General features: G+C 31.5%; 28 protein-coding genes. 15 read left to right on the forward strand and 13 right to left on the reverse strand.

The features are described from left to right. Positions 1-127 precede the first annotated feature (127 nt). From AA088_RS12440 to AA088_RS12475, 8 genes are all read left to right on the forward strand, one after another. On the forward strand, positions 128-466 hold the full coding sequence (locus AA088_RS12440; protein WP_052752888.1) for a MerR family transcriptional regulator: 339 nt from the start codon (positions 128-130) through the stop codon (positions 464-466). Continuing rightward, complete coding sequence (locus tag AA088_RS12445; RefSeq protein WP_046745340.1) at positions 463-1,554, forward strand: site-specific integrase; 1,092 nt, start codon at positions 463-465, stop codon at positions 1,552-1,554. The genes AA088_RS12440 and AA088_RS12445 overlap by 4 nt, the downstream gene beginning before the upstream one ends. Before the next feature lie 20 nt (positions 1,555-1,574). Then, positions 1,575-2,357, forward strand: coding sequence for a hypothetical protein (locus AA088_RS12450; protein WP_046745341.1), 783 nt, complete (start codon positions 1,575-1,577; stop codon positions 2,355-2,357). Between the two features lie 136 nt (positions 2,358-2,493). Next, on the forward strand, positions 2,494-2,802 hold the full coding sequence (locus tag AA088_RS12455) for a helix-turn-helix domain-containing protein (protein WP_046745342.1): 309 nt from the start codon (positions 2,494-2,496) through the stop codon (positions 2,800-2,802). Further along, positions 2,799-3,677 carry a hypothetical protein gene (locus tag AA088_RS12460; protein ID WP_046745343.1) on the forward strand — a complete coding sequence of 293 codons (879 nt, stop codon included), beginning with the start codon at positions 2,799-2,801 and terminating at the stop codon, positions 3,675-3,677. The genes AA088_RS12455 and AA088_RS12460 overlap by 4 nt, the downstream gene beginning before the upstream one ends. Before the next feature lie 42 nt (positions 3,678-3,719). Next, a complete protein-coding gene (locus AA088_RS12465; protein WP_052752889.1) occupies positions 3,720-5,060 on the forward strand; it encodes an ATP-dependent DNA helicase in 1,341 nt (446 codons plus the stop codon). 168 nt (positions 5,061-5,228) lie between these two features. After that, positions 5,229-5,993, forward strand: a complete 765-nt coding sequence (locus tag AA088_RS12470; RefSeq protein ID WP_046745344.1) for a DNA-methyltransferase — start codon at positions 5,229-5,231, stop codon at positions 5,991-5,993. Next, positions 5,986-6,843 (forward strand): DNA-methyltransferase, encoded by an 858-nt coding sequence (locus AA088_RS12475; RefSeq protein WP_046745345.1) that lies wholly within the window; start codon positions 5,986-5,988, stop codon positions 6,841-6,843. Before AA088_RS12470 ends, AA088_RS12475 begins: the two co-directional genes overlap by 8 nt. 1 nt (position 6,844) lies before the next feature. On the opposite strand, the gene AA088_RS12480 is transcribed toward AA088_RS12475, so the two are convergent. Genes AA088_RS12480 through AA088_RS12495 form a run of 4 tightly spaced genes read right to left on the reverse strand, consistent with a single transcriptional unit; the run spans position 6,845 to position 9,346 of the window. Further along, entirely contained in the window at positions 6,845-7,972 is a 1,128-nt protein-coding gene (locus AA088_RS12480) for a hypothetical protein (RefSeq protein ID WP_046745346.1), read from the reverse strand. A 1-nt stretch (position 7,973) separates the two neighbouring features. Continuing rightward, positions 7,974-8,753 carry a hypothetical protein gene (locus AA088_RS12485; RefSeq protein ID WP_046745347.1) on the reverse strand — a complete coding sequence of 260 codons (780 nt, stop codon included), beginning with the start codon at positions 8,751-8,753 and terminating at the stop codon, positions 7,974-7,976. Beyond that, a complete protein-coding gene (locus AA088_RS17710; protein ID WP_052752890.1) occupies positions 8,750-9,133 on the reverse strand; it encodes a hypothetical protein in 384 nt (127 codons plus the stop codon). Before AA088_RS17710 ends, AA088_RS12485 begins: the two co-directional genes overlap by 4 nt. Next, positions 9,134-9,346 (reverse strand): helix-turn-helix domain-containing protein, encoded by a 213-nt coding sequence (locus tag AA088_RS12495; RefSeq protein ID WP_082106737.1) that lies wholly within the window; start codon positions 9,344-9,346, stop codon positions 9,134-9,136. Positions 9,347-9,437: 91 nt separating this feature from the next. Here AA088_RS12495 and AA088_RS12500 point away from each other — a divergent pair, with 91 nt between their 5' ends. Next, positions 9,438-10,019 carry a hypothetical protein gene (locus AA088_RS12500; protein WP_046745348.1) on the forward strand — a complete coding sequence of 194 codons (582 nt, stop codon included), beginning with the start codon at positions 9,438-9,440 and terminating at the stop codon, positions 10,017-10,019. Here the strand turns inward: AA088_RS12500 and AA088_RS12505 are convergent. Then, entirely contained in the window at positions 10,016-10,246 is a 231-nt protein-coding gene (locus tag AA088_RS12505) for a helix-turn-helix domain-containing protein (protein WP_046745349.1), read from the reverse strand. The two genes, AA088_RS12500 and AA088_RS12505, sit on opposite strands and share 4 nt — an antisense overlap. 111 nt (positions 10,247-10,357) lie before the next feature. Here AA088_RS12505 and AA088_RS12510 point away from each other — a divergent pair, with 111 nt between their 5' ends. Further along, positions 10,358-11,260, forward strand: coding sequence for a hypothetical protein (locus AA088_RS12510; protein ID WP_046745350.1), 903 nt, complete (start codon positions 10,358-10,360; stop codon positions 11,258-11,260). A gap of 234 nt (positions 11,261-11,494) precedes the next feature. Here AA088_RS12510 and AA088_RS12515 read toward each other — a convergent pair whose 3' ends face one another. The 4 genes from AA088_RS12515 to AA088_RS12530 form a co-directional block, all read right to left on the reverse strand. Continuing rightward, positions 11,495-12,742: an NAD(P)/FAD-dependent oxidoreductase gene (locus tag AA088_RS12515; RefSeq protein WP_046745351.1), complete on the reverse strand. Its 1,248-nt coding sequence runs from the start codon at positions 12,740-12,742 to the stop codon at positions 11,495-11,497. Positions 12,743-12,830: 88 nt separating this feature from the next. Continuing rightward, positions 12,831-13,835 (reverse strand): 4-hydroxyproline epimerase, encoded by a 1,005-nt coding sequence (locus tag AA088_RS12520; protein ID WP_046745352.1) that lies wholly within the window; start codon positions 13,833-13,835, stop codon positions 12,831-12,833. A gap of 9 nt (positions 13,836-13,844) precedes the next feature. After that, positions 13,845-15,428 carry an aldehyde dehydrogenase (NADP(+)) gene (locus AA088_RS12525; protein WP_046745353.1) on the reverse strand — a complete coding sequence of 528 codons (1,584 nt, stop codon included), beginning with the start codon at positions 15,426-15,428 and terminating at the stop codon, positions 13,845-13,847. A gap of 51 nt (positions 15,429-15,479) precedes the next feature. Then, positions 15,480-16,400, reverse strand: a complete 921-nt coding sequence (locus tag AA088_RS12530) for a dihydrodipicolinate synthase family protein (RefSeq protein WP_046745354.1) — start codon at positions 16,398-16,400, stop codon at positions 15,480-15,482. Positions 16,401-16,576: 176 nt separating this feature from the next. Here AA088_RS12530 and AA088_RS12535 point away from each other — a divergent pair, with 176 nt between their 5' ends. Together AA088_RS12535 and AA088_RS12540 are read left to right on the forward strand one after the other, a co-directional pair. Next, positions 16,577-17,473: an AraC family transcriptional regulator gene (locus tag AA088_RS12535; protein WP_046745355.1), complete on the forward strand. Its 897-nt coding sequence runs from the start codon at positions 16,577-16,579 to the stop codon at positions 17,471-17,473. Positions 17,474-17,544: 71 nt separating this feature from the next. Beyond that, positions 17,545-17,979 (forward strand): hypothetical protein, encoded by a 435-nt coding sequence (locus tag AA088_RS12540; protein ID WP_046745356.1) that lies wholly within the window; start codon positions 17,545-17,547, stop codon positions 17,977-17,979. A 9-nt stretch (positions 17,980-17,988) separates the two neighbouring features. Here AA088_RS12540 and AA088_RS12545 read toward each other — a convergent pair whose 3' ends face one another. Beyond that, positions 17,989-18,447 (reverse strand): COG2426 family protein, encoded by a 459-nt coding sequence (locus tag AA088_RS12545; protein ID WP_046745357.1) that lies wholly within the window; start codon positions 18,445-18,447, stop codon positions 17,989-17,991. 158 nt (positions 18,448-18,605) lie between these two features. Here AA088_RS12545 and AA088_RS12550 point away from each other — a divergent pair, with 158 nt between their 5' ends. After that, positions 18,606-19,265, forward strand: a complete 660-nt coding sequence (locus AA088_RS12550; RefSeq protein ID WP_157547195.1) for a DUF4919 domain-containing protein — start codon at positions 18,606-18,608, stop codon at positions 19,263-19,265. 3 nt (positions 19,266-19,268) lie between these two features. Here the strand turns inward: AA088_RS12550 and AA088_RS12555 are convergent, their stop codons facing one another. Beyond that, positions 19,269-19,931, reverse strand: a complete 663-nt coding sequence (locus AA088_RS12555; RefSeq protein ID WP_046745359.1) for an HAD family hydrolase — start codon at positions 19,929-19,931, stop codon at positions 19,269-19,271. Positions 19,932-20,071: 140 nt separating this feature from the next. On the opposite strand from AA088_RS12555, the gene upp reads away from it, so the two are divergent. Continuing rightward, positions 20,072-20,731: a uracil phosphoribosyltransferase gene (gene upp, locus AA088_RS12560; protein ID WP_046745360.1), complete on the forward strand. Its 660-nt coding sequence runs from the start codon at positions 20,072-20,074 to the stop codon at positions 20,729-20,731. Positions 20,732-20,794: 63 nt separating this feature from the next. Further along, on the forward strand, positions 20,795-21,553 hold the full coding sequence (locus AA088_RS12565) for a DUF481 domain-containing protein (protein ID WP_046745361.1): 759 nt from the start codon (positions 20,795-20,797) through the stop codon (positions 21,551-21,553). A gap of 15 nt (positions 21,554-21,568) precedes the next feature. On the opposite strand, the gene AA088_RS12570 is transcribed toward AA088_RS12565, so the two are convergent. Then, a complete protein-coding gene (locus AA088_RS12570; RefSeq protein WP_046745362.1) occupies positions 21,569-23,524 on the reverse strand; it encodes an endonuclease in 1,956 nt (651 codons plus the stop codon). Positions 23,525-23,627: 103 nt separating this feature from the next. Then, positions 23,628-24,626 carry a LacI family DNA-binding transcriptional regulator gene (locus AA088_RS12575; RefSeq protein ID WP_046745363.1) on the reverse strand — a complete coding sequence of 333 codons (999 nt, stop codon included), beginning with the start codon at positions 24,624-24,626 and terminating at the stop codon, positions 23,628-23,630. Positions 24,627-24,722: the final 96 nt, after the last annotated feature.

Genomic DNA, 24,722 nt, shown 5'->3' on the forward strand with positions numbered 1-24,722 from the left:
TCAGCTATGTATTAAATATCATTTTTATTTTGTCTGCTTATGTCCACTTATGGTATGTTAATGTCTTTCTATTATGACTTCAACAAGGACTTATAATAAAATTTGTTTGTTCTGTAGAAAAGAGTTTATGGCTCAAAAGAGAACTACTAAGTATTGTAGTCATAAATGTGCTTCTCGTGCTTATAAAGTGAGAAAACGAGATGAATCTATATTAGAATCCAATTTTGAAGAATATGTAAAACGTGAATTGCATATTCATTCACAAGCCTTACAACAAATTCAAGTTTCATTAAGTGAGTTATTAAGAGTGCAAAAAATTGGTAAAGGAAATTTCATTACACCAAATGATTATTGTGAAATGAAAGGCATTAGTAGAAAGACTTTAAGTCGTTGGATAAAAGACGATAAAGTAGAAGTTAAAAAATTAAGTAGTCGTAAATTTTTAATAAAATCGGATATATTATGAGTGTTAAAACATATTTAAGACCTGCAAAAGGCGGAAAAAGTAGTATTTATGTTAATTTTATTTTGAATGGAAAAAGAAAGCGTAACCGAACAGGAATGTTTTATTATGATAAACCCAAAAATAAAGCTGAAAAGGAACACAATAAAGCAACAAAGAAACTGACAGAAACATATATAGCTCAATTAACTCTCAAAATACAGAATAATGAATTAGGTATAAAAGCGCCTAAAAGCAAAGCAAAAGATTTTGTTCAATATTTTGCAATATTAACTGAACATAGAAAAGATACAGGTAAAAATTATCATACTTGGCGTTCTACACTAAAACACTTAAAAGCATTTAACCCTAGCGGATTAAAATTTAGCGAAATGGATATAAAATGGTTGGAGCGTTTTCGACAGTTTTTGCTTGAAACTCAAAAACTAAAAAGTGCTTCTGCAAATAGTTATTTCAATGTTTTAAAGCATGGAATTCATGATGCTTTTAGAGATAGGTTGATTGATATTGATTATGCTGAATATGTAAAAGCACCAACTGTAGAACAAGCAGAACGTCAATATTTAACCGAAGAAGAAGTGTTGAAATTAGAAAGAACAGAATGCAAAAACGCTATGCTCAAAAAAGCGTTTCTATTTTCTTGTAGAACTGGAATATCAAAAGCAGATATTCAAAAATTGCAATGGAAAGACATTAAAAAAGACCATGAAAACAACTATTTCATACCATTTAACAGACAAAAAACGAAAGGATTACAATATCATCCTATAAACAAAGAAGCAATTGAAATTTTGGGTAAACAAAGCGAACCCAATGAACTTATATTTAAAGATTTAAAATTTCATAGTTGGCAGAATGCAATTTTGTGTGATTGGGTATATAAAGCTGGAATTCAAAAAAAAATAACATTTCATTGTGCAAGACATACTTATGCAACTATATTGTTACATAAAGGAGCTGATATAACACAAGTAAATAAATTATTAGGACATGCTGATTTAAAAACTACTCAGATATATGCTAAAGTGATGCCTGAAGATTTAAGAATTGCTGCTGAACTTATGAGTTTTAATAAAACAAAAAAAGATTAACAATTTTACTTTTTAGATAAATGGATAAAACGACATCAAGACACATTTCAGAACGTATTGTAAATGCAAGTTTCATTAGTCAAAAAAATATAAATGATAGTTTGATTGAACACACAAAAGCATTTTTATATGAACAGAATACTTTTGATAAAAAAGTAAACCTCATCAATGATTTAAAACGATTTTTAAAGTCCAATGAGTTAGATGTTTTGTTAAAAGATATTTACAATAATCAGCTATTCAATATTTATATTGATGTAAGTAAAATTACTAATGAAAACCCTAAAAGCATTGAGTATTTGAAAGAAATAGAAGTGCTTAAAAATGATGCTTTTGATAAACGATATAAAGAAATACATCTTTTTCAAAATAGTCTGTTAGATAAACTCTTAAGCACTTTTATACCAAAGGTTAATAAGGGATTAAATTATCAAGGGCATCAAAACCAACTAAGAAAATTCAAAGAAACATTAGAAGTCTTAGAATATATTGAACCAATTGAATTTGTTGATTTTTTAATTTTTTTTCAGGAAGAGTTTCAACCAGACGACAAAAAAATTCATTGGAAGCAAAACCTAAATAAACTCAATCATTTGTTTAGGATATTTAAAGAGAAGAAAAAAGAATTACACTACAATCGTACAAAATTTAAAGACATCCTGCCCTTAATGTTTACATTTAAAAACGAAAACGGGCTTATTGTTGAAGTTTCTAAAGACCAATATTCTCAAAATAATAGCCCTGTTTCAGTTGCAAAAAAACGAGAATTGCAACAAATTTGTTCAGCACTTACTATAATATGAAATTAGAGTGAAGTTTTTTTCGCTTTAAATCCCTTTATTCACAATACCTACTAAAAATACTGCTCTAATCCTAAAATTAGAGTGAAAATCGAGCTCATATTCTTGCAACATTTGCCTAAGCAAACAGCAAGAAACTATGAGTTTAGACGCTTTATATACAGAGATTTCAGAACTAAAAAAGTTAATTCAAAATTTAGGTATTCAACAAAAAGAATATCTAAATACTGAAGAAGCGTCTACATTTTTAGGCATTTCAAAAAGTACCTTTTATAAAATCACTTCTGCTTGTTCCATTCCAAAATATAAACCGAATGGAAAAATGATGCTGTTTAAAAAATCTGACCTATTGCAATTTATTGAAAATGGAAGAATAAATAGTGAGCAAGATTTAAATGAAATAGCAGATAAATTGACTGATGACCTTCTAAATGATTTACTAAAATGATTGATTTTATTAGGTTATTTAGAAGAATAGACAACCATAGATTGTTTTTGGAACGTGAAGACATCAAGTTTGTTGAGGGTATTATATATAAAAATCAAAGACATATAAAATATGCTTGGTACAATGACCCTAAATCAAATTGTAAAATTAAAGTTGGTTATAATAATTGGGTAGAGTTTTCGGGTAGTATTACAAAGTATTGGTATGAAGAAAACTATACAAATTTACCATACTCTGACTTGGCTTGTGCTATTCATGAACTTGCAGACACGCTCTATTCACACCCTAGCGATTTAATTCTAAGGTCTTTTGAGTTTGGGCTGAATATTTTATTAGACGATACTATTAAAGCTCTTAATCTTACGGATTTAGCTTTCAACTATAAAAACAAGTTTTTTCAAGATATGGATGGCGACAATTTAGCAAGTATTGGAAAAAGATGTGTTTTGCAAGAATATCAGCTTAAATTATACAGTAAATCTATGCAATACAAACTTCCTTACGAATTGTTGAGGTATGAGATTAAAGTGCATAAAAAACGAATTTTAGACCCTTATAATTTCCATACATTCGATAGTTTATTGAATAAAAATAACCTCATTTTTTTGAAAGAGCAACTAATAGAAAAATTAAGTGAGATACTATTTTATGATAATACCATACCTCAACACTTATTAAGCAATTACGAAAGGCAATTATGTGCTAATTGGCAAAGTGAAATTTATCGTAAAAAATTGCTAAAAACAAAACGTCAAAAATTCAATTATCAAAAAAAGAGATTGTTAGAAACAATCGATAAACATGGGAAATTACACCTAAAACCAAATTTAATTCAACAAGTTTCAGATACTTGGGATAACCTTTTAGAAAGTTAATCAAATTACCTAATAGTTAAATGGATAAAACAATATAATATTATGACACAGAAAATTACATTAGACACAGAAAATGAGTTGTTAAACTTCTCAGTTGAAATAGTAGAAGATTTTCCTAAACAAAATATGTTTCTTACTGGATATGCTGGTAGCGGTAAAACACATTTTTTAAAGTATGTACAACAACACATTGATAAAAATATGATTGTTCTCGCACCTACTGCCATTGCTGCTATGAATGCAGAGGGGGAAACGATACACTCTTTTTTTAATTTACCACATAATCCAATTTACCCCAACAACATCATATTTTCCTATAATCCTGAAACAAGAAAAAATCGTGTTCATGAATTTTTTAAATTAAGTTTTGAAAAAATAACACTTATTAGAAAACTTGAAGTATTGTTTATAGATGAGGTTTCAATGGTTAGAAGTGATACTATTGATGTTATTAATGCAATTTTACAAGCAGTAAGAAGAAGTAAAAAGCCTTTTGGTGGGATACAAGTTGTTTTTATTGGGGATTTATTTCAGTTACCCCCAATTGTAAAAAGAGAAGAAAAAATTGAATTGCTAAAACATTACAATTCTGAATATTTTTTTGATTCTAATGTTATAAGACCAAATCAACCACTAATAATCGAACTTCAAAAAATTTATCGCCAAAAAGATACAGAATTGATTAAAATATTGAATGAGATTAGAACTAACTCTTTGTCCATTCAATCAAAAAGAACTTTGAACTCCAAAATTGAGTCTAATTTTTTTGATGATAATTATATTGTAATTGCTTCCCACAACAATATTGTTGATAAAATCAATTACCAAAAACTTAATGAATTAAAAGGCGACTCAATGGAGTATAAAGCCAAAATTGAGGGTAATATATCGGTTAAAAGTATTCCTGCACCTGAAAATTTAGTGCTAAAAGTTGGTGCTAAAGTGATGTTTGTAAAAAATTCTAACTCACAAGAAATATATAATGGAAAATTGGGAGTGGTTAAGAAATTAGCAAAAGATAAAATTATTGTAAAATGTGATGATAATAGTGTTATTGAAGTTCAAAAAGAAACTTGGGCGAATAGAAAACATACAGTAATTGATAACAAATTTTCACATTCAGACATTGGAAGTTTTGAACAATATCCATTAAAATTAGCATACGCTATTACAGTTCATAAAAGTCAAGGTTTAACATTTGACAATGTAATTGCCGACATAGGAAGTTCTTTTGAAAAAGGGCAAATATATGTAGCGTTAAGTAGATGTACTTCATTAAATGGGCTTGTTTTAAAAAGTAGAATTAATGAAAGTTCAATAAAAGTATCAAAAGATGTAATTGAGTTTATGAAAAAACGTGATGATAGACTACAGTTGCCCTAATAGTCAATAAAACATATTGATTTTTAATTAAATGCTCTCTAATGTTATGTTTCGCATAAAAAAGAGGGCGTTTATTGTTTTTTACAAAGGCGAAATTTATAACAGGACTTCTTATTGCATAGTGATTTAAAATTATTACCTTTGCATACTATAAATAGCGTAAAGGTAATGAATAGAATTTTCCATAAAAGTTCAGAATCAATGCAGGAATTGGAAGATAAAAGTGTTGATTTAATGGTTACATCTCCACCATATAATATAAATATTAATTATGGTAACAAATGGGAAAATGGGAAATTAATCTCATCTAAAGGAAAAAAATATAAAGACAATCTTGATGAAGAAAATTATAGAAATCTACTTGAAAAAACAATAAACGAAACAAAAAGAGTTTTAAAAGATGATGGACAAATTTGGTTTAACATCAAAAACAGATACGATAAAGGGAATATGATACCTCCTTTTTGGGTTATGGATTTTTTTCAAGACATGTATTTAAAAAATATTATTATTTGGAATTTTGATTGGGGAGGTTCAACAAATAAAAGATTTTGTTCGAGGTATGAATATGTTTTTTTCTTTACAAAAAATAAAGATAAGTACACGTTTAACCTTGATGATGTTAAAATACCAGCGTTAAACTACAGACCTGACAGATATAAAAGTCAATTAAAAAATCCGTCTGATGTTTGGCGAATTTCATTAGTTAGTGGTAATTCACCTGAAAGGACTGAACACCCTGCTCAATATCCAGAAGAATTAATTGAAAGAATAATAAAAGTTGGAAGTAATAAAAATGACATAATACTGGACCCATTTATGGGTAGTGGAACTACGGCTGTTGTTGCAAAGAAATTAGAGAGAAAATATGTTGGATATGAAACTGAAAAAGAATATATAGATATAGCAAATAAAAGATTATCAAATGGCTAAAAATAGATTTTTTAATATAAATAATGAGGACGTAGTAAAAATAAAAGATTGTTATTATACAATTGGAGATTGCCTTGATGTAATGGGAAAAATCCCTGAAGAATCTATAAATACTATTGTTACTTCCCCACCTTATAATTTAGACAAGAAGTATGGTAAGTATAACGATAATAGGCCTTTAGAAGAATGGGAAGAGTTAATTGATAATGTTGCTAAAAAAGCAAATAAAATTCTTTGTAAGGATGGAAGTTTTCTATTAAATGTTTCTCCAATACCAGATAAAAAAACAAAAGAAATCATTCCTTTGGATGCGATAGCATATTTTATCTTTAAAAAAAATGGTTTTTATTTAAGAAACTCTATTATTTGGCACTTTAACAATATGCAAAATTGTACTAATAGATTAAGTGGTAGATGGGAATCAATACTTTGGTTTGTAAAAGATATTAAAAGCTACAAATTCAATCTTGACGAAATAAGAATACCGTATATTACGAAAAATGATAAACGACTAGTTGGTGGAAAAGGTAGAAACCCAACAGATACATGGAACTTCGATATACCAAGTAGTGATTTTTGGTATTTTGATAGAGTTAATAATATGACTAAAAACAAACTCGGGTTAACTAAACACCCTTGTATCTATCCTACACCAATGATAGAACGAATTATTAAAATGACAACTGATAAAAACGATATAGTTCTCGATCCGTTTTTAGGTAGCGGAACCACACTAGTAGCTGCACAAAAACTTGAAAGAGTAGGATTAGGTATTGAATTAGATGAAGAATACTCTGAAATTATTAATAAAAGAGTACAGAACGAAGCAATAAGAGAGTTGTTTAATTAATTTACTCTATATTATACCTATACACATCAAAATTATGAATCACTAATTTTGCACGGTTGTTAAAAGTATTATGAGAAGTGTTATTTGATTGATGCAGTAAAATTGAATCAATTATATCAGTCATTTCTTCATTAGAAAAATACGCACGATTATTAGGAACTTCTGAATGTAGTTGTAGAATACGACTTCTATTTTGAGGGTTTATTCTAATTAAATCTTTGGAAACATAGTCATAATATCCCGACATAGAAGTTCCTCTCTTGTTTCCGTCAATTGCACGATTATAAGCTGTAGTATTATCAACAGAAAAATTTTCTAAATTCCCTAAAGTTTCAGTTATAATATTAGCTTTCCTAATTCCACCACTACCTAAAAAATGTACTCTTTCATAATTTGAAAAGTTTAATAAGTTATTAAGTCTTACAAGCATTTCAGAAAATTCAGCAACTCTATAATCAGTTAACCCACCAATAGCAAGTTTTGTAGGATTATAGTTAAGTAAATTCAAATATTGCTCAATATCCTCATCAGACCAATGTGCGGAAATTATTGTAAGCAATAAATTAGGGTTTTGTCCTATTCCATTATAAGTGTAATTAGCATATTTTGCAGATGCTTCAATAAGTAGTTGTCTGCATCCATTTTCAGAAAATAAATTCCTTGATTGGTTACCTACTTGAGTTCTTACTTTGAAAAGGTTTGGGATATCAAAAGTTACAGCATTTGAAATGTTTGAATTAACTATAATTTGATTGAATTTATCTAAAATTTGCTCATCATTAATTAGTCTATCAAATTCTTGGATTATCTCAACACCATTCATATTTTCATTATGGTGAGTAATAAAACTTACAATTTTTGAAGTTCCAACATCCAAAACCAAACCATCAGTCTCAAATAATGAATTGTCATTAGTGTTATTAAATAGCCATTGACGTGCATTATCAGTATTATTCCAATAAGATGGTTTGATTAAGTTGTTACTAGACCTGTGATTAAAAAAAATATCTCCGAACTTTATCAATAAATTATTTCTAAAATATTGAGGCATAGAATCCTGCCAAATTCTATCAATTGCATTCCAATCTCCAGCACCACCTCCCGAACTATATACAAAACAAAAATCCATATTAACTAACAATGTTTAAAAATGATGATAAAGAGTCCATTTTAAGTAATGGTGGATATATTTTACCCTTAATTTGATTTGCAATTTTATCTCCCTCTCTTTCTTCTCTATTGTGAAGAGTTCCTACATTATCCCAATAATCAAATACTTCTTCTGCGTTCATGAAAAAAATTCCTTTTAAATGAGGTGCGTCAAACCACCAAACAAAATAAAAAGGGACGCCTTTACTTTTTATTTCATTTTCATATTTATCTCTTTGTCCTTGTAATTTTTTTCCTGTATCTAAAGTTAAAGAACATTCATAATCATAACGTGTTGAAGTATAAGGGTAAGTATTTTTAACCATATTATTCGCACTTATGAAAGGAGCTTCAATATATTTTAATTCGTAATATGCTTTTGGCTTTTCTGGGTTAACTACAAAGTCAGGAAAAGGGAACCCTTTTTTAGCAACAATAATACCTTTTGATTCTAAATAAAACTGAAATGCCTTTTCGTACCATTGCCCAAGTTGAATATCTAGGCCTTTTATCATCTTATTTCTTTTCCTCATGAACTTGAAACCCATTTTTTTGTAACATTCTGTTAGCCCTTCAATTCTAGTTTTTAATTCCTTTGGGGCAATCGGATTTGGTTCATTTTTAATTTTTAGATACATTTCATTAAAACAGTCCTCATTAAAGGAGGTAAACTTAACCTCTCGGTCAAATTTAGTTTCAATATTATCTTTGTTAGCATTACAAAAATCAACTAACTCTTTATATAATTCTATATCATTCATAATTCAGCTTTGATTTTTGATGCCACACTATTAAAGTCGTTCCATAAATTGATCGACTCATATTTTTTTTCTGAAAACACATTATTCTTAAAGTCATTGATTTCAAAAAATGAAAGAGTTTCATCATGCTTATAATGAAAAATAAAGAGTGGCCTGTCTAAACTTGAATAACGAATTTTAGAATATTCAATTAATTCTTCTTTACTTATTTCAATTGAATTTACAAAGACAGCATAAGAATGAATATTTCTTGTTCTATCTAATAATATGTATTTAGGAATCCAGCCAGTTGAAAAGTTCGCTTCTTCAATATTTATTTTGTACTTCGATTTAAAAAAATCTTTAATGCTATCCCTATTATTTAATAAAGTTCTATTCATCTAAAACAACTCTTTTACGTTTACTTTAAGAGCTTTAGCGAGTTTTTCAATGTTCAATAAGGTTATATTCTTTTCTGCTCTCTCAATCATTCCTATGTATGTTCTATGAAGTTTAGCCTTTTGTGCTAATTGTTCTTGGGAAAGTTCATTTTGTTTACGCAATTCCTTAACACGCAAACCAAAATTTTCGAGAATTTTAGAATCTGAAATCATCACTAAAACTTATCTCACAAAGATAACTATAGTATTCAAGATGTGCAAGTTTAATTAAATCAATAAATTTGTTATTCAATACATTAAAGAAATGCAAAACCTTACATTTGAAAACATATATAGAGATGCCAAGAAACTAAAATTAACCGAGAATGATTCTTATATAGGTTCATACACAGCATTTCTTAACTACTTTGAAGAACTACCTAAAATTGAGCATAAACATTTGGTTATAAGCAGTCATTTTGTATATGGTTGGATGCCTACAATAATTCAATTAGATACTAAAAATTCAGGGGAAGTATTAAAATATCTTAATGCCGTAAAATCCAATCACAGATTAAAGGAAGATGAAATTAATAAAATCAAAGAATGTATAAATAATTCAATGGTTGGAACATCTAAATTATTGCACTTTATAAACCCTCACAATTATGCCATTTGGGATAGTAGAATATTTAGATATGTAACAGGTAAAAAATCACAATATGGAATAGCCAACCCTAAAAATTACCTGAATTATTTAGAAAAAATGGAGTCAATCTCAAATGATAAGAATTATTTTAAAATACACGATATCGTACAAAAGCATTTTAAATACTCAATAACTCCAATGAGAGCAATAGAAATAGTAATGTTTGAAACAGATAGAGAAAGGCAAAGAAAAAACTAATTTTCAAATTCAAACATTTCAGATGTTTTCACTTCCAAACCAAAGGCTAAAGCTTTTATAGTACAAATAGTTGGATTTATTACTCCTCTTTCTATCCTTGTAATTTGAGCCAATGCAACATCAGATTTATTCGCTAAAAATTCTTGAGACATATTTCTTTCTTCCCTTAATTTCTTAAGGTATTTACCAAATTGCTTTAAATATTTCTCATCTCTAACGTGAATCAAATCAGTAAGTAAAAAATTTTACCGTAAAATTCAACTAATCATTTATGATTTATCTAATCATCTATGATTAGTAAATGAGATTTTGATTACATTTGTCAAAAGTATTTCAGTATGAATTTATTAAAGGTATTTGTAGGTCTATCTTTTTTATTAGCATTTTCAAATGTTCAAGCACAAAAAGATACTTTAAAAACTAATGTTGTTATAGTGGATTGGACACCACCAGTAAAGTATGAAGAAACCTACCTTTCAGAAGAAGATAAAACAGCATTAAACCAATTTATAGCATTTTGCAAAATTCAAATAGATATAGAAAATCCAAACTATCATTATTCAACAGGATATACTTATTTTATAATAAATGCTTTAGAAATAAATTCAAGCACAATTTCAAAAGATAGCTTAAAAAGTCAATTAAATATTGTAAGAGAAAATGACTCAATTAAATATAAATTTTTGACTTCTATTTCAAAAGTGTCAAACAATGACTATGATAATGTTTATAATTTTGTGAGGCCACCAAGTATCGATAATAGATATATAAGTAAAATATCAAAAAAAGATGCTGAAACACTTACCAATTTAATTTTATCAAAATATTATTATTACGAACCACAAAGCAATGATACAACAGCTCAAAAAATTACACCTCTAACAAAAATTGATAGAGTGGCAGAGTTTAAAGGTGGTAAACAACGACTTAATAAGTACATATATTCAAAGATTGAATTTCCAAAAATTAAAAATTTAGATAATAGAATAGATGAAGTTGAAGTAATAGCAACAATTCAAGTAAATACTGATGGCTCTTTAAGTGACTACAACTTTAACACATCAATAAAAGGCAATTTAACTGAATTAGAAAAAGAAAACTTATCAAATGATATATCATATCAATATGAAAATATTGTTGCTAAAATTATTTCTAATATGCCTAATTGGATACCTGCCCAATCAACCAATAAAAATGTAAATTCAAAAGTATCATTTCCTATCATTTTCAAATATCAATAACTTTCCGATATTTGCCTTTATTTTCGCATTTTTTCAAGGTTTTTGGCTCAATCTTGACACAAGACACTCCCAAACCCTGATTAAATCAATATATTTCATTTTTTGTATCGGGAAGTAATATTAAAAAAAATAAATCGTCCCTCATTCAATATTTTTATAAAACCATCTGCCCTTTACAACTGGTTTTTGTTGTATCCTATTCTATAAAATATATAGAAACTTATAAAAAATATTTTAGCTAAAACGTTCAACTCCAAAACCATTTAAAGGCATTGAAGTTGGCTTCTCTTCTATCAATTCGCTGACTAGTTTTCCTGTAGCTGGTCCTAAGCTCCAACCCATCATAGCATGACCTGTTGCAATTGTAAGATTAAGATACTTACTAGTTTTTCCAATATAAGGCAAACCGTCAGGAGAACATGGACGCAAACCGCAAGCGGCATTTGCAATTGCTCCTGAAGGAATCTTTAACCCATCATAAAAACTTTCTGCTGCTTTAGCGATGGCGAGTACTCGCTTTGGATTTATTTTATGATTAATTCCTCCTAATTCCATTGTTCCTGCAAATCTTGTGAAACCCTGCATTGGTGTCACAGCCACTTTGGCTTCTGCCAATATCGCCGGTATGGTAATTCCTGTGCTTTCTTTTACATCAATACGGTATCCTTTTCCTGCTTCAAGCGGAATTTGTAATTGTAATTTTTTAGCTAATAATGAACTCCAAGAACCTGCCGAAAGTATAAACTCGTCTGCAGTGAACGTTTGTTTTGATGTTTGAACAGAAACTACTCTGTTTTTTGAAAACTGAAAATCAGTAATTTCCTCATTTGCATAACATTGAACTCCTTTTCCTTTCAAAAATGCAATCATTTGTGGCATAAAATTCGTTGGCGTCATGTGAGCATCCGAATCAAAATATACCGCTCCTTTAATGTTAAATTGTACGTTTGGCTCTATCCGTTTTACTTCTTCTTTGGTAAGATGTTGTACATGCAAACCTTCTTGAATGGCTCGTTTGCCCATTTCCCATTCTGCTTCACCTTCTTTATCCGTTTGATAACACATCAACAATCCTTTTCGCTCGTAATGAAAGTCAAATTGATTTACTTTTTTCAAATCTTCATACAAATCGCGACTCAGCAAATTGAGATCTTTAATAATTGGAATGGAATGCGCTACATGCTTGGTTGTTGCAGATTTTTTAAATAACCAAGACCATTTTAAAAAGTCTTTTTCTAAACGAGGTTTTACATAAAACGGACTCGAAGCATTAAACATCCATTTTAGTCCTTTTGTAATCATTCCTGGAGACGCTAAAGGAATGATGTGACTTGGCGTGATATAACCTGCATTCACAAAAGATGCTCCTTGGGTAAAATCACTTTTATCAATGATACTTACTTGATGCCCTTCTTGCTGCAAATAATATGCACAAAAAAGCCCTATTATACCGCCGCCAATTATGACTACTTCTTTTTTCAATATGCTAGATTTTTATTGTTTGTTTTGTAGAGTTACTGTTTATAGATGTTTCTAGCACTCTCTACCCATTTTTCAATATTAAGTACTACTAAATCACTTGAAAACCATACGCATACGGATCATCATCATCAATAATAATGGTATTGTATCCATATACTTTTGCCCAACCTTGAATGCTTGGTATAATGGCTAATTTACCATCTAATGTAGCTTCTTCAACAATACGACCTGTAAATTTAGAGCCAATATAACTTTCATGAATAAAGTCCTCACCTACTTTTAGTTTTCCTTTTGCGTACAATTGTGCCATTCGTGCAGATGTTCCTGTACCACACGGACTTCTATCAATTGCTTTGTCTCCATAAAATACGGCGTTTCTCCCAGAAGATGTTTCATCAATTGGGTTGCCTGTCCACAATACATGTGAAACATCTCGAATAGTATCATTTTCTGGATGAATAAACATATTAGGATATTTTTTATTGATGCGTGTACGTATTATTTGTGAATATTGAATAATTTGATTTGCTGTAACATCTTGAATCCCTGTAAAGTTTTGTTGCGGATCAATAATTGCGTAGTAATTTCCGCCATAGGCAACATCAAAAGAAAGTTCACCGAGTTCGGGACATTCAATTGTCAAATTTTCAGCCGCTAGATAACTTTTTACATTTGTTAGTCGTACCCAATCTACCTTTTTTCCTGTTTGTTGGTATTCTATTTCTACTAACCCAGCAGGAGCTTCCATTCGTATTTTGCCTTCTTTTTTAGGTATAATCAATCCTTCTTGAATGGCTATTGTGATTGTTCCAATTGTTCCATGTCCACACATTGGTAAACAGCCCGAAGTTTCTATAAATAAAATACCAAAATCATTTTCTAGTTTACTTGGAGGAAATAAAATACTTCCACTCATCATATCATGACCACGAGGTTCAAACATGAGTCCTTTTCGTATCCAATCGTAGTCTTTTAGAAAATGCTGACGCTTTTCACTCATCGTGTTTCCTTCTAAATTGGGTCCGCCACCAGCAACTACTCTAACCGGATTTCCGCACGTATGCGCATCAATACAAAAAAAAGTCTTCTTCATAGCAATTTTTTATAATGCTTCTTTTGTGTTAATTAGATCTACCTTCCTAAAAATTTGTAACGGATTCTCGTTCTTTAGAGCGTCGGGTAAGCTTTCGTTTGGCCAGTCTTGATACGCAAAAGGTCGCACCCAACGTTTAATTGCATCAGTTCCAACTGCTGTAAATCTACTATCTGATGAGGCTGGATACGGTCCTCCATGTTGCATTGCTGTTGTTACTTCAACACCTGTAGGAACGCCATTGTGAATAATTCGTCCCACTTTTTCTGATAAAATATCGACAACGGTAGAAAAATCATCTAGTTCGTTTTGTTCAGAAAGAATTGTTCCCGTTAGTTGTCCATTCATACAAGCAAGTACATTTTCCAGTTCTTCTTTATTTTCACATTCTACAAGTAAGGAAAAAGGTCCAAACACTTCTTCTTGTAGTGTTTTATTGGCTATAAATTCTTTTCCTGAAACCTTTGCTATGGTTTGTTGAGCATAATTTTCATCTACATTTGTATGCAAATCCGCTACAATCTCAACATGTTTTTGTGTTTTTGCTTGTGATACTAGCTTTTGATAGTTTTCCTGAATTTTTGGATGTAGCATACATTGCGGTGCTATTTTTACAATTTCTGAAACCAACGTAGCGCTAAATTTGAACAACCCTTCGCTTTTTATTCCAATAACCAACCCAGGATTTGTACAAAATTGTCCCGCTCCTAAAGTTATAGAGCTTGCATAGGTTTTTGCCCAAATTTCAGCTTTTTCTTGTGTCGCTTTAGGAAGCAATATCACAGGATTGATGCTTCCCATTTCGGTAAATACAGGAATTGGTTCTTTTCGATTTGCTGCAATGTCTAATAATGCACGCCCGCCACGAAGACTTCCTGTAAAACCTACTGCTTTTACCTTTGGATGCTGTACCAATTGTTGTCCAACCTCTATTCCGCGACTATTTAAATGCGAAAAAACACCGTTAGGCATTGATGTTTTCTTTACTGCTTTAATAATTGCAGTAGCAACTAATTCACTCGTCCCTGCATGCATTGGGTGCGATTTTACAATCACAGGACAACCAGAAGCCAAAGCCGAAACAGTATCGCCTCCAGCAGTCGAAAAAGCTAAAGGAAAGTTACTTGCGCCAAAAACAACCACAGGACCAATAGGAACTAACATTTTTCGTATATCTGCTCTTGGATTGGGCTCCCGATTAGGTTGTGCAGGATCAATTGTTGCTTCAACCCAAGAGCCTTCTCCCACTACATTGGCAAACATTCGCAATTGTGCTATGGTTCTTCCTCGTTCACCCAATGCTCTTCCTTCTGGCAAACCACTTTCTGCTGTATAAATTGTAATCAATTCGTCTTCTAGTGCTAAAATTTCATCTGCAATAGCGTTTAAAAAAGTAGCTTTTTCACTTCCCGAAACAGTTCGATACGTTTTAAATGCTTCAGAAGCCGCTTCTACTGCTTGATTAATTTCTTCGGGAGTTGCTTCTGTAAAAACAGTAGTGTTTTCTTTATTTCTTTGAGGATTAAATGTTGTATAAGTGGTCGTTCCTTTTGCAGAAAGAGTAGTTCCAATATAGTTTTTTCCAGTTATCATTACGATTGTACTTTTTATGATAAAATTGTATTAGTAAATATACCTCAGTTCTTAAAGATATTGTTTATAATTGGGCAATTGAGGTCTTGAATTGACTCCTTTTTGAATACTATCTAACACAGATGCTCTTTCAGTTCCTACTAATGGCAATCGTGGTTCACGAACATTTTCGGTTCCTATCCCTGTTGCAACTTCTGCCAATTTTATATTCTGAACAAGTTTCGTATTGATATCTAATTCTAACAAAGGTAAAAACCATCTATAAATAGCAACTGCTTCGTCTATTTTTCCTGCTTTAGCCAATGCATATATGGCAACTGTTTCGGCAGGAAATGCACAGACCAAACCTGCTACCCAACCTTCTGCTCCCATTAATAAACTTTCTAGTGCTAAAGTATCTACGCCGCATAAAATAGATAACCTATCTCCAAAACGATTTTTAATACGTGTTATATTTGAAATATCTCTAGTAGATTCTTTGACAGCTTGAATATTTGGGCATTCATTTAGTAGCTCTTCAAACATATCTAGAGTTACTTCAATTCCGTAATCAACAGGATTGTTATACACCATTATCGGCAAATTTGTACTGTTGGCAACTGCCTTAAAATAAGTAATTGTTTCTCTTGCATCAGCTTTGTAGCGCATTGGCGGCAACATCATTAAACCGCTTGCTCCATCTTGTTTAGCATCATGCGCTGCTTGCTTAGCTTCTTTTGTAGTTTGTTCAGCAATGTTACTAATTACAGGCACTTTTCCTTCAACAATCTTAACCGTTTCTCGCACTAAAATTCTTTTTTCTTCTTTTGATAATGTGCTAGCTTCGCCAAGTGTTCCTCCTAAAATAATTCCGTGTACGCCTGCATCTATTTGTGCTTTTATATTTACAGCAAACATTTCTAAATCTAACGTATCCTTATTCGTAAACTTAGTTGTCACTGCAGGCATGACCCCTTTCCAATTGATTTTCATAAGTCTTTTTTTAGTAGGATAAAAGTACTGCTACATCTCTGGTTTGAAATAGTAGATATTATCCAATATTGATACTATATTATCCAAAAAATTAATTTTTACATGATTTAAGATTAATTTTAGCGTAATTTTATTGTCAACTTCCTATGATTTTAGGAATACTAGAATAGTTATAAATGAAAGTTTTACCTTTTAAAATACCCAAAGCCGAAAGCGATATTTTAATTGTTCAAGAAGATTGTGGCACAGCATTTTATGAGCAATTACATCAACATGAAGAAATTCAACTTTCATGTATTATTAGAGGGAAAGGCACTTTTATTGTGGGTGATACAATTCGTGATTTTCAACCAAATGATGTGTTGTTATTTGGAAGTCATGTACCGCATGTTTTGAAAAGTGACATTGTAGATGGACAAGATTGTTATATGATTTCTCTTTTTTTTACGACCACTAGTTTTGGTCCTCAATTTTTTTCATTACCAACACTACAAAAGGCAAAAGAGTTACTTCAGGATGCGAACTTTGGGATCAAATTTAAAACAAATTTATACTCATTAAGAACACATTTTGAACGTATTTTAGTTGAAAATCCTATTCAGCAGTTTGCCACTTTTTTTGAGATGCTTTCTATACTATCTGAATCGAATTATGAAACGGTTTCTTCATTTCTAAATACAAAAACTTATACTGACGATGAAGGAAAGCGAATGAGTGCTGTTTTTGAATTCGTAATGAATAATTATGAACAAAAGATTGCATTAAACGATATTTCATCAATTGCAAACATGACTCCTAATGCTTTTTGCAAATATTTTAAACAGCGAACCAATAAAACTTTTTTTAGGTTTTTAACAGAGGTACGAATTGAAAATGCATGCAAAGCCTTTATAAATAAACCCCAACTTTCAATTGCAGAAATCGCTTTTTCTTGCGGATTTTTTAATATTTCAAATTTTAATAGAAAGTTCAAAGAAATTAAAGGTGTTGCTCCTTCCATATTTCGCAAGCATTATACTTCTTCTTCACTTAACATTTCTACAGAAGTACAGATGGGAAAATTGAGTTTATAGTGCTTCAAATTAATCCCAGAGTTGTAAATATTATATATATTACTGAAATTTAAGTGTTTAAACTTTTATCTATGAATAGTATTGATGCTTTATATGGAAGTCAGTATCACGATTTAAAATCTAAAGGATATGACACAAACAAAGGTCGTTTGTATGGAAATTTGCTATTTGCAGCGACCATCATGATTTATTTGTTTGTAATCGTGATTATTTGGAGCTTTTTTACAGATGATTTAAGCAAAGATTTGACGCGTTTTTTAAAGAGTATTTTCGGAAGAAGCACAGGCAAAGTTATCGGAAAGATTGTTGCTATTCCGTTAATTACTATTATTTATTTAATTGTAACACTTCTTTTTGGCTCAAAAAAACAGTACGAAAAGCGGCATCAGAAGTTTTCAAACGCTCCTCAGCATGAAAAAGACAAAGCTATTGGACGTATGATTACTATTTTCGTGATTGGATTGGGCTCATTAGTAATTCTTTCAATAGTGAGCTTGTTTTTGTAAATATAAATCTTACTCAATCGCTTTTAACGTTGCCATTGTAGCAAACCACACAATTACAGAAGAGAAAAAGATACCGATTGTATTGGCTGCAAAGGCTTTTTTACGTTCTATATTGAATAGATACGTAGCAATGGTTCCTGCATATACACCTGTTCCTGGCACAGGAATCATTACAAATAGCATTAAGCCCCAAAAGCCGTATTTTTGAATTTTATCTTTGGCTCCTTTTTTTGCTTTTTTCGCTACGAATAACGCGCCTTTTTTATAAAAATGCCATCGTAATAAATAACGATTTACGTGATCCAAGAAAAAAATCATTACTGGAAATACCAACACATTGGCTACAAAAGCTGCTACAAAAATAATGTATGGATTCGTTCCCGATTTTAAACCTATAGGTATCCCCACTTTGGCTTCTCCAAAAGGCGAAATACTCCACAACATTGTTATTATTATATCTTCTATCACAGCTTTCTTTTTAAGAGAAGTGCAAAACTAAGCCAATTTGCATTTTCCGCAAATTTTACCGTTGTAAAGTTTTGGTAAAAGTTCCTTGCTTTATAAAAAGTACAAGACTTTACGTGGTTTCCTTAAAAATTGGAAGAATTCTATTAAAAAATGTATCTTTGAGAAAACCTGTTTTTAAAGAAACACTCGTAGCATTGTATATTATGACTGATGAATTTTTAAATTTCTTCAAAGATCCTACTCAAGAAAATTTTTTAAAAGCTAGGAATTACGTAATCACTCACGAAGAATACAACCCGTATTCTGATGATATTTCTAAACTACAAGAGTTGCTTGAAGTTGCAAATTATGAAAAGGTACTGCATTATAATAATATTAATGTGATTATGAGTCCGAGAGCACATCTATATAAAAAATATGCAGCTACTCAATTAGGAAACGAAAAGGATGCATCTTCAGAATTTTTTTTAGCGCATCGAATCTTAGAAGGTATTTTACTCACAGGAGATGGTAGTAAAGAGCACCCATATGTAGTGTTACGTGTAAGTGATGAACGCGACGTTTTGAGCTTTATCAGTGAAGAATTTGAATCGCAATCGTTAGTAAAAGAAGAACGCATATACGACTTAATTACTACCAAAAGCGGAAAAACGATTTATTTTGATATAACGGATAGTTATAACACTATTGCTTCTTTTGGAATGAATGATATGCTACGTTCACTAGGTGTTAATCTTGAAGATGAAGATGATGATAGTAATGAAAACACACTTTCCCCAAACGAAAAGCCAGCTAAAAAATGGTGGAAGTTTTGGTAAATTTTACCGAATAAATTTTTCTTGAATTTTTTGGTGCCGAATTTCCTCAAAGTCAGAAATAATCATATTTGCTAAGGAATAGTCTTGGTTTTTAGAATGTTTACTATCATAGCCAACACAAAATATTCCTGCAGCATTTGCCGCTTTAATCCCGTTGGTTGAATCTTCTATTACCATACAATGCGAACGTTCATGTCCTGTGGCATGCGCTGCTTTTTCAAAAATTTCTGGATGGGGTTTGGATTGACGTAAATCGGCTCCACTAAATTTTGCTATAAAATATTGATCTAAGTTAAATCGTTCAAATACATTATTGATTGTCATCATAGAAGCCGAAGAAGCCAATACAAGTTTTAGATTGTTTTCATGATATTCTTGAATGATTTGCAATACACCATCAATCATCTGTAAACTATCATCATTGGCAAATAAATGGGCAAAGTAATTTCGTTTTAATTGCATTAAGCGTTCAGGAGAAGCTTCCAATGAAAAATGATCACATAACCGCTTACATATATTGATTGTTGATTGCCCTGTAAAAGATTGATATAATTCGGGAGATACTTCGATTCCTACCTCATCAAACATGTTATAATAAGCTTTGTGATGTAACGGTTCGGTATCAACAATAACTCCATCCATATCAAATAAAACACCTTTTAACATTGCCTCTATTTTTTTGGCGAATATACTAAAAACACCGCTAGATTTTTCTTTTATAAGATTAACTGAATGTTAGGATTTCAAACAATCGTATCCTGAGCTTCGTAAAAAATTAGTACTATTGTAGTTTAAAACAATGATTTATGACCGTTCACGATTTTACTTCTCAATCTTCTTTACTAAATCAATTTATTTCCGAATTACGTGATGTTTCAATTCAAAAAGATGCGATGCGTTTTCGTCGAAATATTGAGCGTGTAGGTGAAATTTTAAGTTACGAATGCAGTAAGGTTTTAGAAAATACCTCACAAACAATTACAACTCCTCTAGGCAGTAAAAAAATGCAATTACCGATAAACGATATTGTTATTTGTTCCATATTACGTGCAGGTTTGCCTTTACATCAAGGAGTATTGAATTATTTTGATCAAGCTGAAAATGCTTTTGTTTCTGCATATCGTCATCATATAAATGATGGTGATGAATTTGAAATTGTTGTAAATTATATGGCTACACCCTCACTAGAAGGAAAAACTTTAGTGTTGGTTGATCCAATGTTAGCAACAGGGCGTACTATGAAAAGTGTGTATGAAGTGTTGCTTCAGGAAGGAACTCCCAAAAACCTTCATATTATCTCTGTGTTAGGCTCTACAGAAGGTGTTGAGTATGTACAGGAGCATTTTCCTTTACATACACATTTATGGATTGCTGCTGTTGACAATCAATTGAACAGTCGCGGATATATTGTGCCTGGATTGGGTGACGCTGGCGACTTAGCATATGGAACAAAACGATCTAATTAATTTTACCCTTTTAAAAAAAGTATCTTTAAGTAAGTTTTTAATCATTTATTTTTGAGCAATTCCATGAAAACAGTGCTGTATTGTTTGCTACTTTTTCCACTATTTCTGAATGCACAAATCAATGAAAGTGACAGTTTACGTGTAAAAGCAACTCTTTCTCTAACAGGCTTTTGGCAGGGAGGAAATGTGCAAACCTTGATTTTTAGAGCAAATTCAGATTTTAGTTTTGTCCCTTTTAAAAAATGGGTTTTCAAAACCAAGAACTCTTATATTTATCAAGAGTTTGGAAACGAAAAAGCTGATGAAGATATTTTGAGTTTAAACTTTTTATACTTTAATCCTAAAAAGCGTTGGTACCCTCAAGTTTTAGGATTTGCCAGTACTAATTTCCGTCGCAAAATAGATCTTCGCTACTTAGTTGGTGCGGGTGTAACCTATCAAATTTTAACTCATAAGGATCATTGGCTCAAAGTATCTTTAACAAGCGAATACGAGTACACTAATTTTGCCCAAGCTTTATTTAACAGACCTGAGTTTAATGGCAATCACACAATCAATACTTTGCGAGGAACCATATGGGTTAACGGAAAATATAATCTATTCAAGAAGAAAGTAATTTTGAGTCATGAAAGCTATTTTCAACCTTCACTTACTCAGAAAAACAATTTTCGTTGGCAAGCAGATTTAGGCTTGGAACTGCCCATATGGAAATTTTTGAATTTTAAAGTGAATTACCTACACACGTATGAAAGCATTGTGATTGAAAACGAAGTGCAAGAAGATCGTATTTTAAGTTTTGGCTTTAAACTTAAAAGTTATTAAACCGTATAAATACTTTTACTCTATTATTATTTTTTTGGTGAGCGATTGTCCGTTGGATGTAATTTTGGCTACATACAAACCACTTTGCAATTCCAAAGATATTTGATGTGTTCCCACAAACGTATGCGTGAATAGTTTTCGTCCATCAAGAGCTATAATCTCTATAGTAGCTTCTTCTTTTATTCCTGCAATGTGTATGTAATTTTTTGCTGGATTAGGATAAATTTGAACTCTGCTCAACATGTTATCTTCTGTTGATAATGGTTGTGTCCATGCAACGCCTGTTTGATTACCCCACAAGTGTTCAACCAATTCTGGATGATCTATAAAAGGATTCCTATTAAACTGCCATGTATACACGACATTGTTACGATTCATTTCAAAATCATCTGGCGGATCATTTCTATGCCAATCCAACAAGGTTACTAAATCACCTATTTGTCCTTGAACCGAAGGATATCCATTTTCTACACTCAAACCGTTGTATCGCACAGCTAAAAAGAAGATACTACGTGCTACATCTCCACGAAAACTTCCGGCAGTTCCTACAGGCCCTGTATATTGCCCGTAATGTTGATTTCCTCTTGAACTATTTTCAGGACCATCACTCGCTCGCAAACCATGTCCGTCAGAATTTCCATGACGCAAAGAATCGGCTTTTGTTGCCCAAAATACATCTCTTCCATCTCCTATATCGTCTGCTTCGATACTATTATATCCTGCGAGTGATCTAGGAAAAGTATGCTCCCTATTCCATGTTCCTGTGTTATTAGAACCACTTTGTACGTCCAACTTAGCACGTCCTTGTTCGGTGTATACCAACCATACTTGATTACTATTTTCTGGATTCTGATCTGCCTCTCGTAATATGTCATATACATCTGCATATGTGTGTGCTCGTACAGTTGTTGGATTTGCAACAATAGCTTGCATTGCATCCCGTAAAGCAGTATCTGCCAAACCATCCATACTATCATAATAACCATTGGGAGCTGTACTTGATACGATTCCAAATGTAGGATTTAAAGGTGTTCCAAAAGGTGCTATTGTATAGTCATCATCAACTGCTCTAATTACAATTTCATTGTTGAGAATTATATATTCTACCGAAAAGTTATCTTGAATGTCAATGACCAACTCTTCATCTCCTTCATCTAAAATATCATTTACAAGAGTAATATTTGTAGAAACTACACTTTGTCCACTAGGAATCGTTACTGTTGTATTTCCTGTGAAATCATTACTATCAAACGTCCCATTATCTAAGGTAAATGTTATATCTAAATCAGTAGTTACTGCTGTTTCTGTGGTAAATTGTATTGTAAACGTTTCTCCTTCGGTATATTGATTGTTTGCAACACTCACTGCTATTCCATTAAGAACAATACCACTACCATCATTGAGTTGACGTGGTGTTGGAGTTGCTATATAGTACGTTCCATCAGTTTCATTTCGCTGAATCGAATTGGTATTATTGTTGCCTCCTTCACTGATTTGAGTAGTTTCTCCTAGCAAGTTCAACAATCCAGTGTCAATGGCTTCTCCCGTATCATATACAATTGCATCTACCAAGTTTGTCGTTGTGGCTTGCGTTCCTTGAGGAAAGTCATAATCATTTGCTTGGTATATTGCCACAGCATCGGCTCCGTTTTGGATTACATTGGCACCAATAATTAATTGTGGAACAGGTGACACTGTAGTACTTCCTATCAACAAAAGACCATTTACATCTGTTATATAACCATCTAAATCAAGTGAAAAGTAACTACTGTCGTTCCCTGAAGCAGAACCATTAAAAAGAACTAGCACATATCCATCTAGTGGAAAATTAGGTGTAGCAGATTTTAATTCGATGAATTCTCCAGTATCACTTCCTGGTGTGTCGCAATCAATTTCATTAATCACAACAGTTTGACTAAAAGCCCATTGCGATAGCAAGAGCATTATAATATAGGGAACAAAATGCTTCATTATTCTACTTTTGTCAAAAGTACAATAATAGTTAGTAGCTATGCTTGTTTTTTTGTGAAATTAACAGTTCCCTGCTGTTCTTTAGCAACTGATTTTATGTGTCTTAACTACTAGTGTCTCCTATAGTAATAGAGGTGTTGAGAACGAAATCTTCCGTTGATACGTTTTCTTCTTTTTTTTCTAAACGCTCCAGTAGTATTTTGGCGGTTTGTTTTCCAATTTCTTGTGGATGTTGATCGATATAAGAGATTTTGGGATATGAAAGATCATTATGAGAAGCGTCTACATATCCAATCAAAGCAATTTCCTTAGAAGGCGTAAGTCCCTGTTTTTGAATCATACTATTGCAAAGTAAGGTTGCGTTGATATCTGCAGCAATTAATCCGTCAACTTTTTTTTCTTGAATCAATTCTTCAATAGACCGTTTTAATTCATTGATATCTTCATGAGCTACCACAATTGGGTTATTCGCTTTTGAAAGATATCCGTCTTCGCGTAAGCGTCCTACTATTAGGGTAGGAATGGATGATACAAATGCTATATTACGACGCTGTTGATTTTCTAAGTGTTCGTACGCACGAACAATACTGTCAAAGTCATTTACTTTAACTGTGTCAAACCCTAATGGTTGCATTGGTATACGATCAAATAAAACCAGTGGAATTCCTTTCTGTTTGATATCAATAATATGATCGAATGTTTTCTTTTTGTTGGTTTCTTCTGCAATACAAATTAAAATACCATCTACATTTCCTTGAGAAAAGTAGTCTAAGCACTCTTTTTCTCGTGTTAGACTTTCATTACTTAAAAAGGTAATAATGTTGTATTTGGATGAACTTACTAGTTCGTCAATCCCTTTTAATACAGACGCAAAAAAAGGATTTTCGATATTTGGTAATACAACACCTATTTGCATGGTTTCTTGCTTTTGCAAACGCACAGCAATAGGATTGGGTGCATATCCACGAAGTTTCGCTAAGTTTTTGACACGTTCTTTAGTTTGTGCACTAATTTCTTCACTATCATTTAAAGATTTTGATACGGTCGATACAGAGATATTAAGTTCTTTGGCAAGGGATTTTAAAGAAACAACATTTTTCATTAGATCGGTTTTTTATCTGATTTTTGGCTTTATATGAAAGTGCATACTGTGATGAATAAAAAAGTGTGTTTATTGTTTATAAACACACTTTTTTTT

This window comes from Kordia zhangzhouensis (assembly GCF_001005305.1).
Lineage (GTDB): Bacteria > Bacteroidota > Bacteroidia > Flavobacteriales > Flavobacteriaceae > Kordia > Kordia zhangzhouensis.

Bases quoted from the DNA above. Each gene is read 5' to 3' on its own strand.
- AA088_RS12520 (WP_046745352.1), bottom strand. From the start codon at position 13,835: ATGAAGAAGACTTTTTTTTGTATTGATGCGCATACGTGCGGAAATCCG.
- AA088_RS12570 (WP_046745362.1), bottom strand. From the start codon at position 23,524: ATGAAGCATTTTGTTCCCTATATTATAATGCTCTTGCTATCGCAATGG.
- upp (WP_046745360.1), top strand. From the start codon at position 20,072: ATGACCGTTCACGATTTTACTTCTCAATCTTCTTTACTAAATCAATTT.
- AA088_RS12480 (WP_046745346.1), bottom strand. From the start codon at position 7,972: ATGGATTTTTGTTTTGTATATAGTTCGGGAGGTGGTGCTGGAGATTGG.
- AA088_RS12535 (WP_046745355.1), top strand. From the start codon at position 16,577: ATGAAAGTTTTACCTTTTAAAATACCCAAAGCCGAAAGCGATATTTTA.
- AA088_RS12475 (WP_046745345.1), top strand. From the start codon at position 5,986: ATGGCTAAAAATAGATTTTTTAATATAAATAATGAGGACGTAGTAAAA.
- AA088_RS12510 (WP_046745350.1), top strand. From the start codon at position 10,358: ATGAATTTATTAAAGGTATTTGTAGGTCTATCTTTTTTATTAGCATTT.
- AA088_RS12575 (WP_046745363.1), bottom strand. From the start codon at position 24,626: ATGAAAAATGTTGTTTCTTTAAAATCCCTTGCCAAAGAACTTAATATC.
- AA088_RS12465 (WP_052752889.1), top strand. From the start codon at position 3,720: ATGACACAGAAAATTACATTAGACACAGAAAATGAGTTGTTAAACTTC.
- AA088_RS12555 (WP_046745359.1), bottom strand. From the start codon at position 19,931: ATGTTAAAAGGTGTTTTATTTGATATGGATGGAGTTATTGTTGATACC.
- AA088_RS12530 (WP_046745354.1), bottom strand. From the start codon at position 16,400: ATGAAAATCAATTGGAAAGGGGTCATGCCTGCAGTGACAACTAAGTTT.
- AA088_RS12525 (WP_046745353.1), bottom strand. From the start codon at position 15,428: ATGATAACTGGAAAAAACTATATTGGAACTACTCTTTCTGCAAAAGGA.
- AA088_RS12450 (WP_046745341.1), top strand. From the start codon at position 1,575: ATGGATAAAACGACATCAAGACACATTTCAGAACGTATTGTAAATGCA.
- AA088_RS12540 (WP_046745356.1), top strand. From the start codon at position 17,545: ATGAATAGTATTGATGCTTTATATGGAAGTCAGTATCACGATTTAAAA.
- AA088_RS12445 (WP_046745340.1), top strand. From the start codon at position 463: ATGAGTGTTAAAACATATTTAAGACCTGCAAAAGGCGGAAAAAGTAGT.
- AA088_RS12565 (WP_046745361.1), top strand. From the start codon at position 20,795: ATGAAAACAGTGCTGTATTGTTTGCTACTTTTTCCACTATTTCTGAAT.
- AA088_RS12455 (WP_046745342.1), top strand. From the start codon at position 2,494: ATGAGTTTAGACGCTTTATATACAGAGATTTCAGAACTAAAAAAGTTA.
- AA088_RS12495 (WP_082106737.1), bottom strand. From the start codon at position 9,346: ATGATTTCAGATTCTAAAATTCTCGAAAATTTTGGTTTGCGTGTTAAG.
- AA088_RS12500 (WP_046745348.1), top strand. From the start codon at position 9,438: ATGCAAAACCTTACATTTGAAAACATATATAGAGATGCCAAGAAACTA.
- AA088_RS12470 (WP_046745344.1), top strand. From the start codon at position 5,229: ATGAATAGAATTTTCCATAAAAGTTCAGAATCAATGCAGGAATTGGAA.
- AA088_RS12440 (WP_052752888.1), top strand. From the start codon at position 128: ATGGCTCAAAAGAGAACTACTAAGTATTGTAGTCATAAATGTGCTTCT.
- AA088_RS12485 (WP_046745347.1), bottom strand. From the start codon at position 8,753: ATGAATGATATAGAATTATATAAAGAGTTAGTTGATTTTTGTAATGCT.
- AA088_RS12460 (WP_046745343.1), top strand. From the start codon at position 2,799: ATGATTGATTTTATTAGGTTATTTAGAAGAATAGACAACCATAGATTG.
- AA088_RS17710 (WP_052752890.1), bottom strand. From the start codon at position 9,133: ATGAATAGAACTTTATTAAATAATAGGGATAGCATTAAAGATTTTTTT.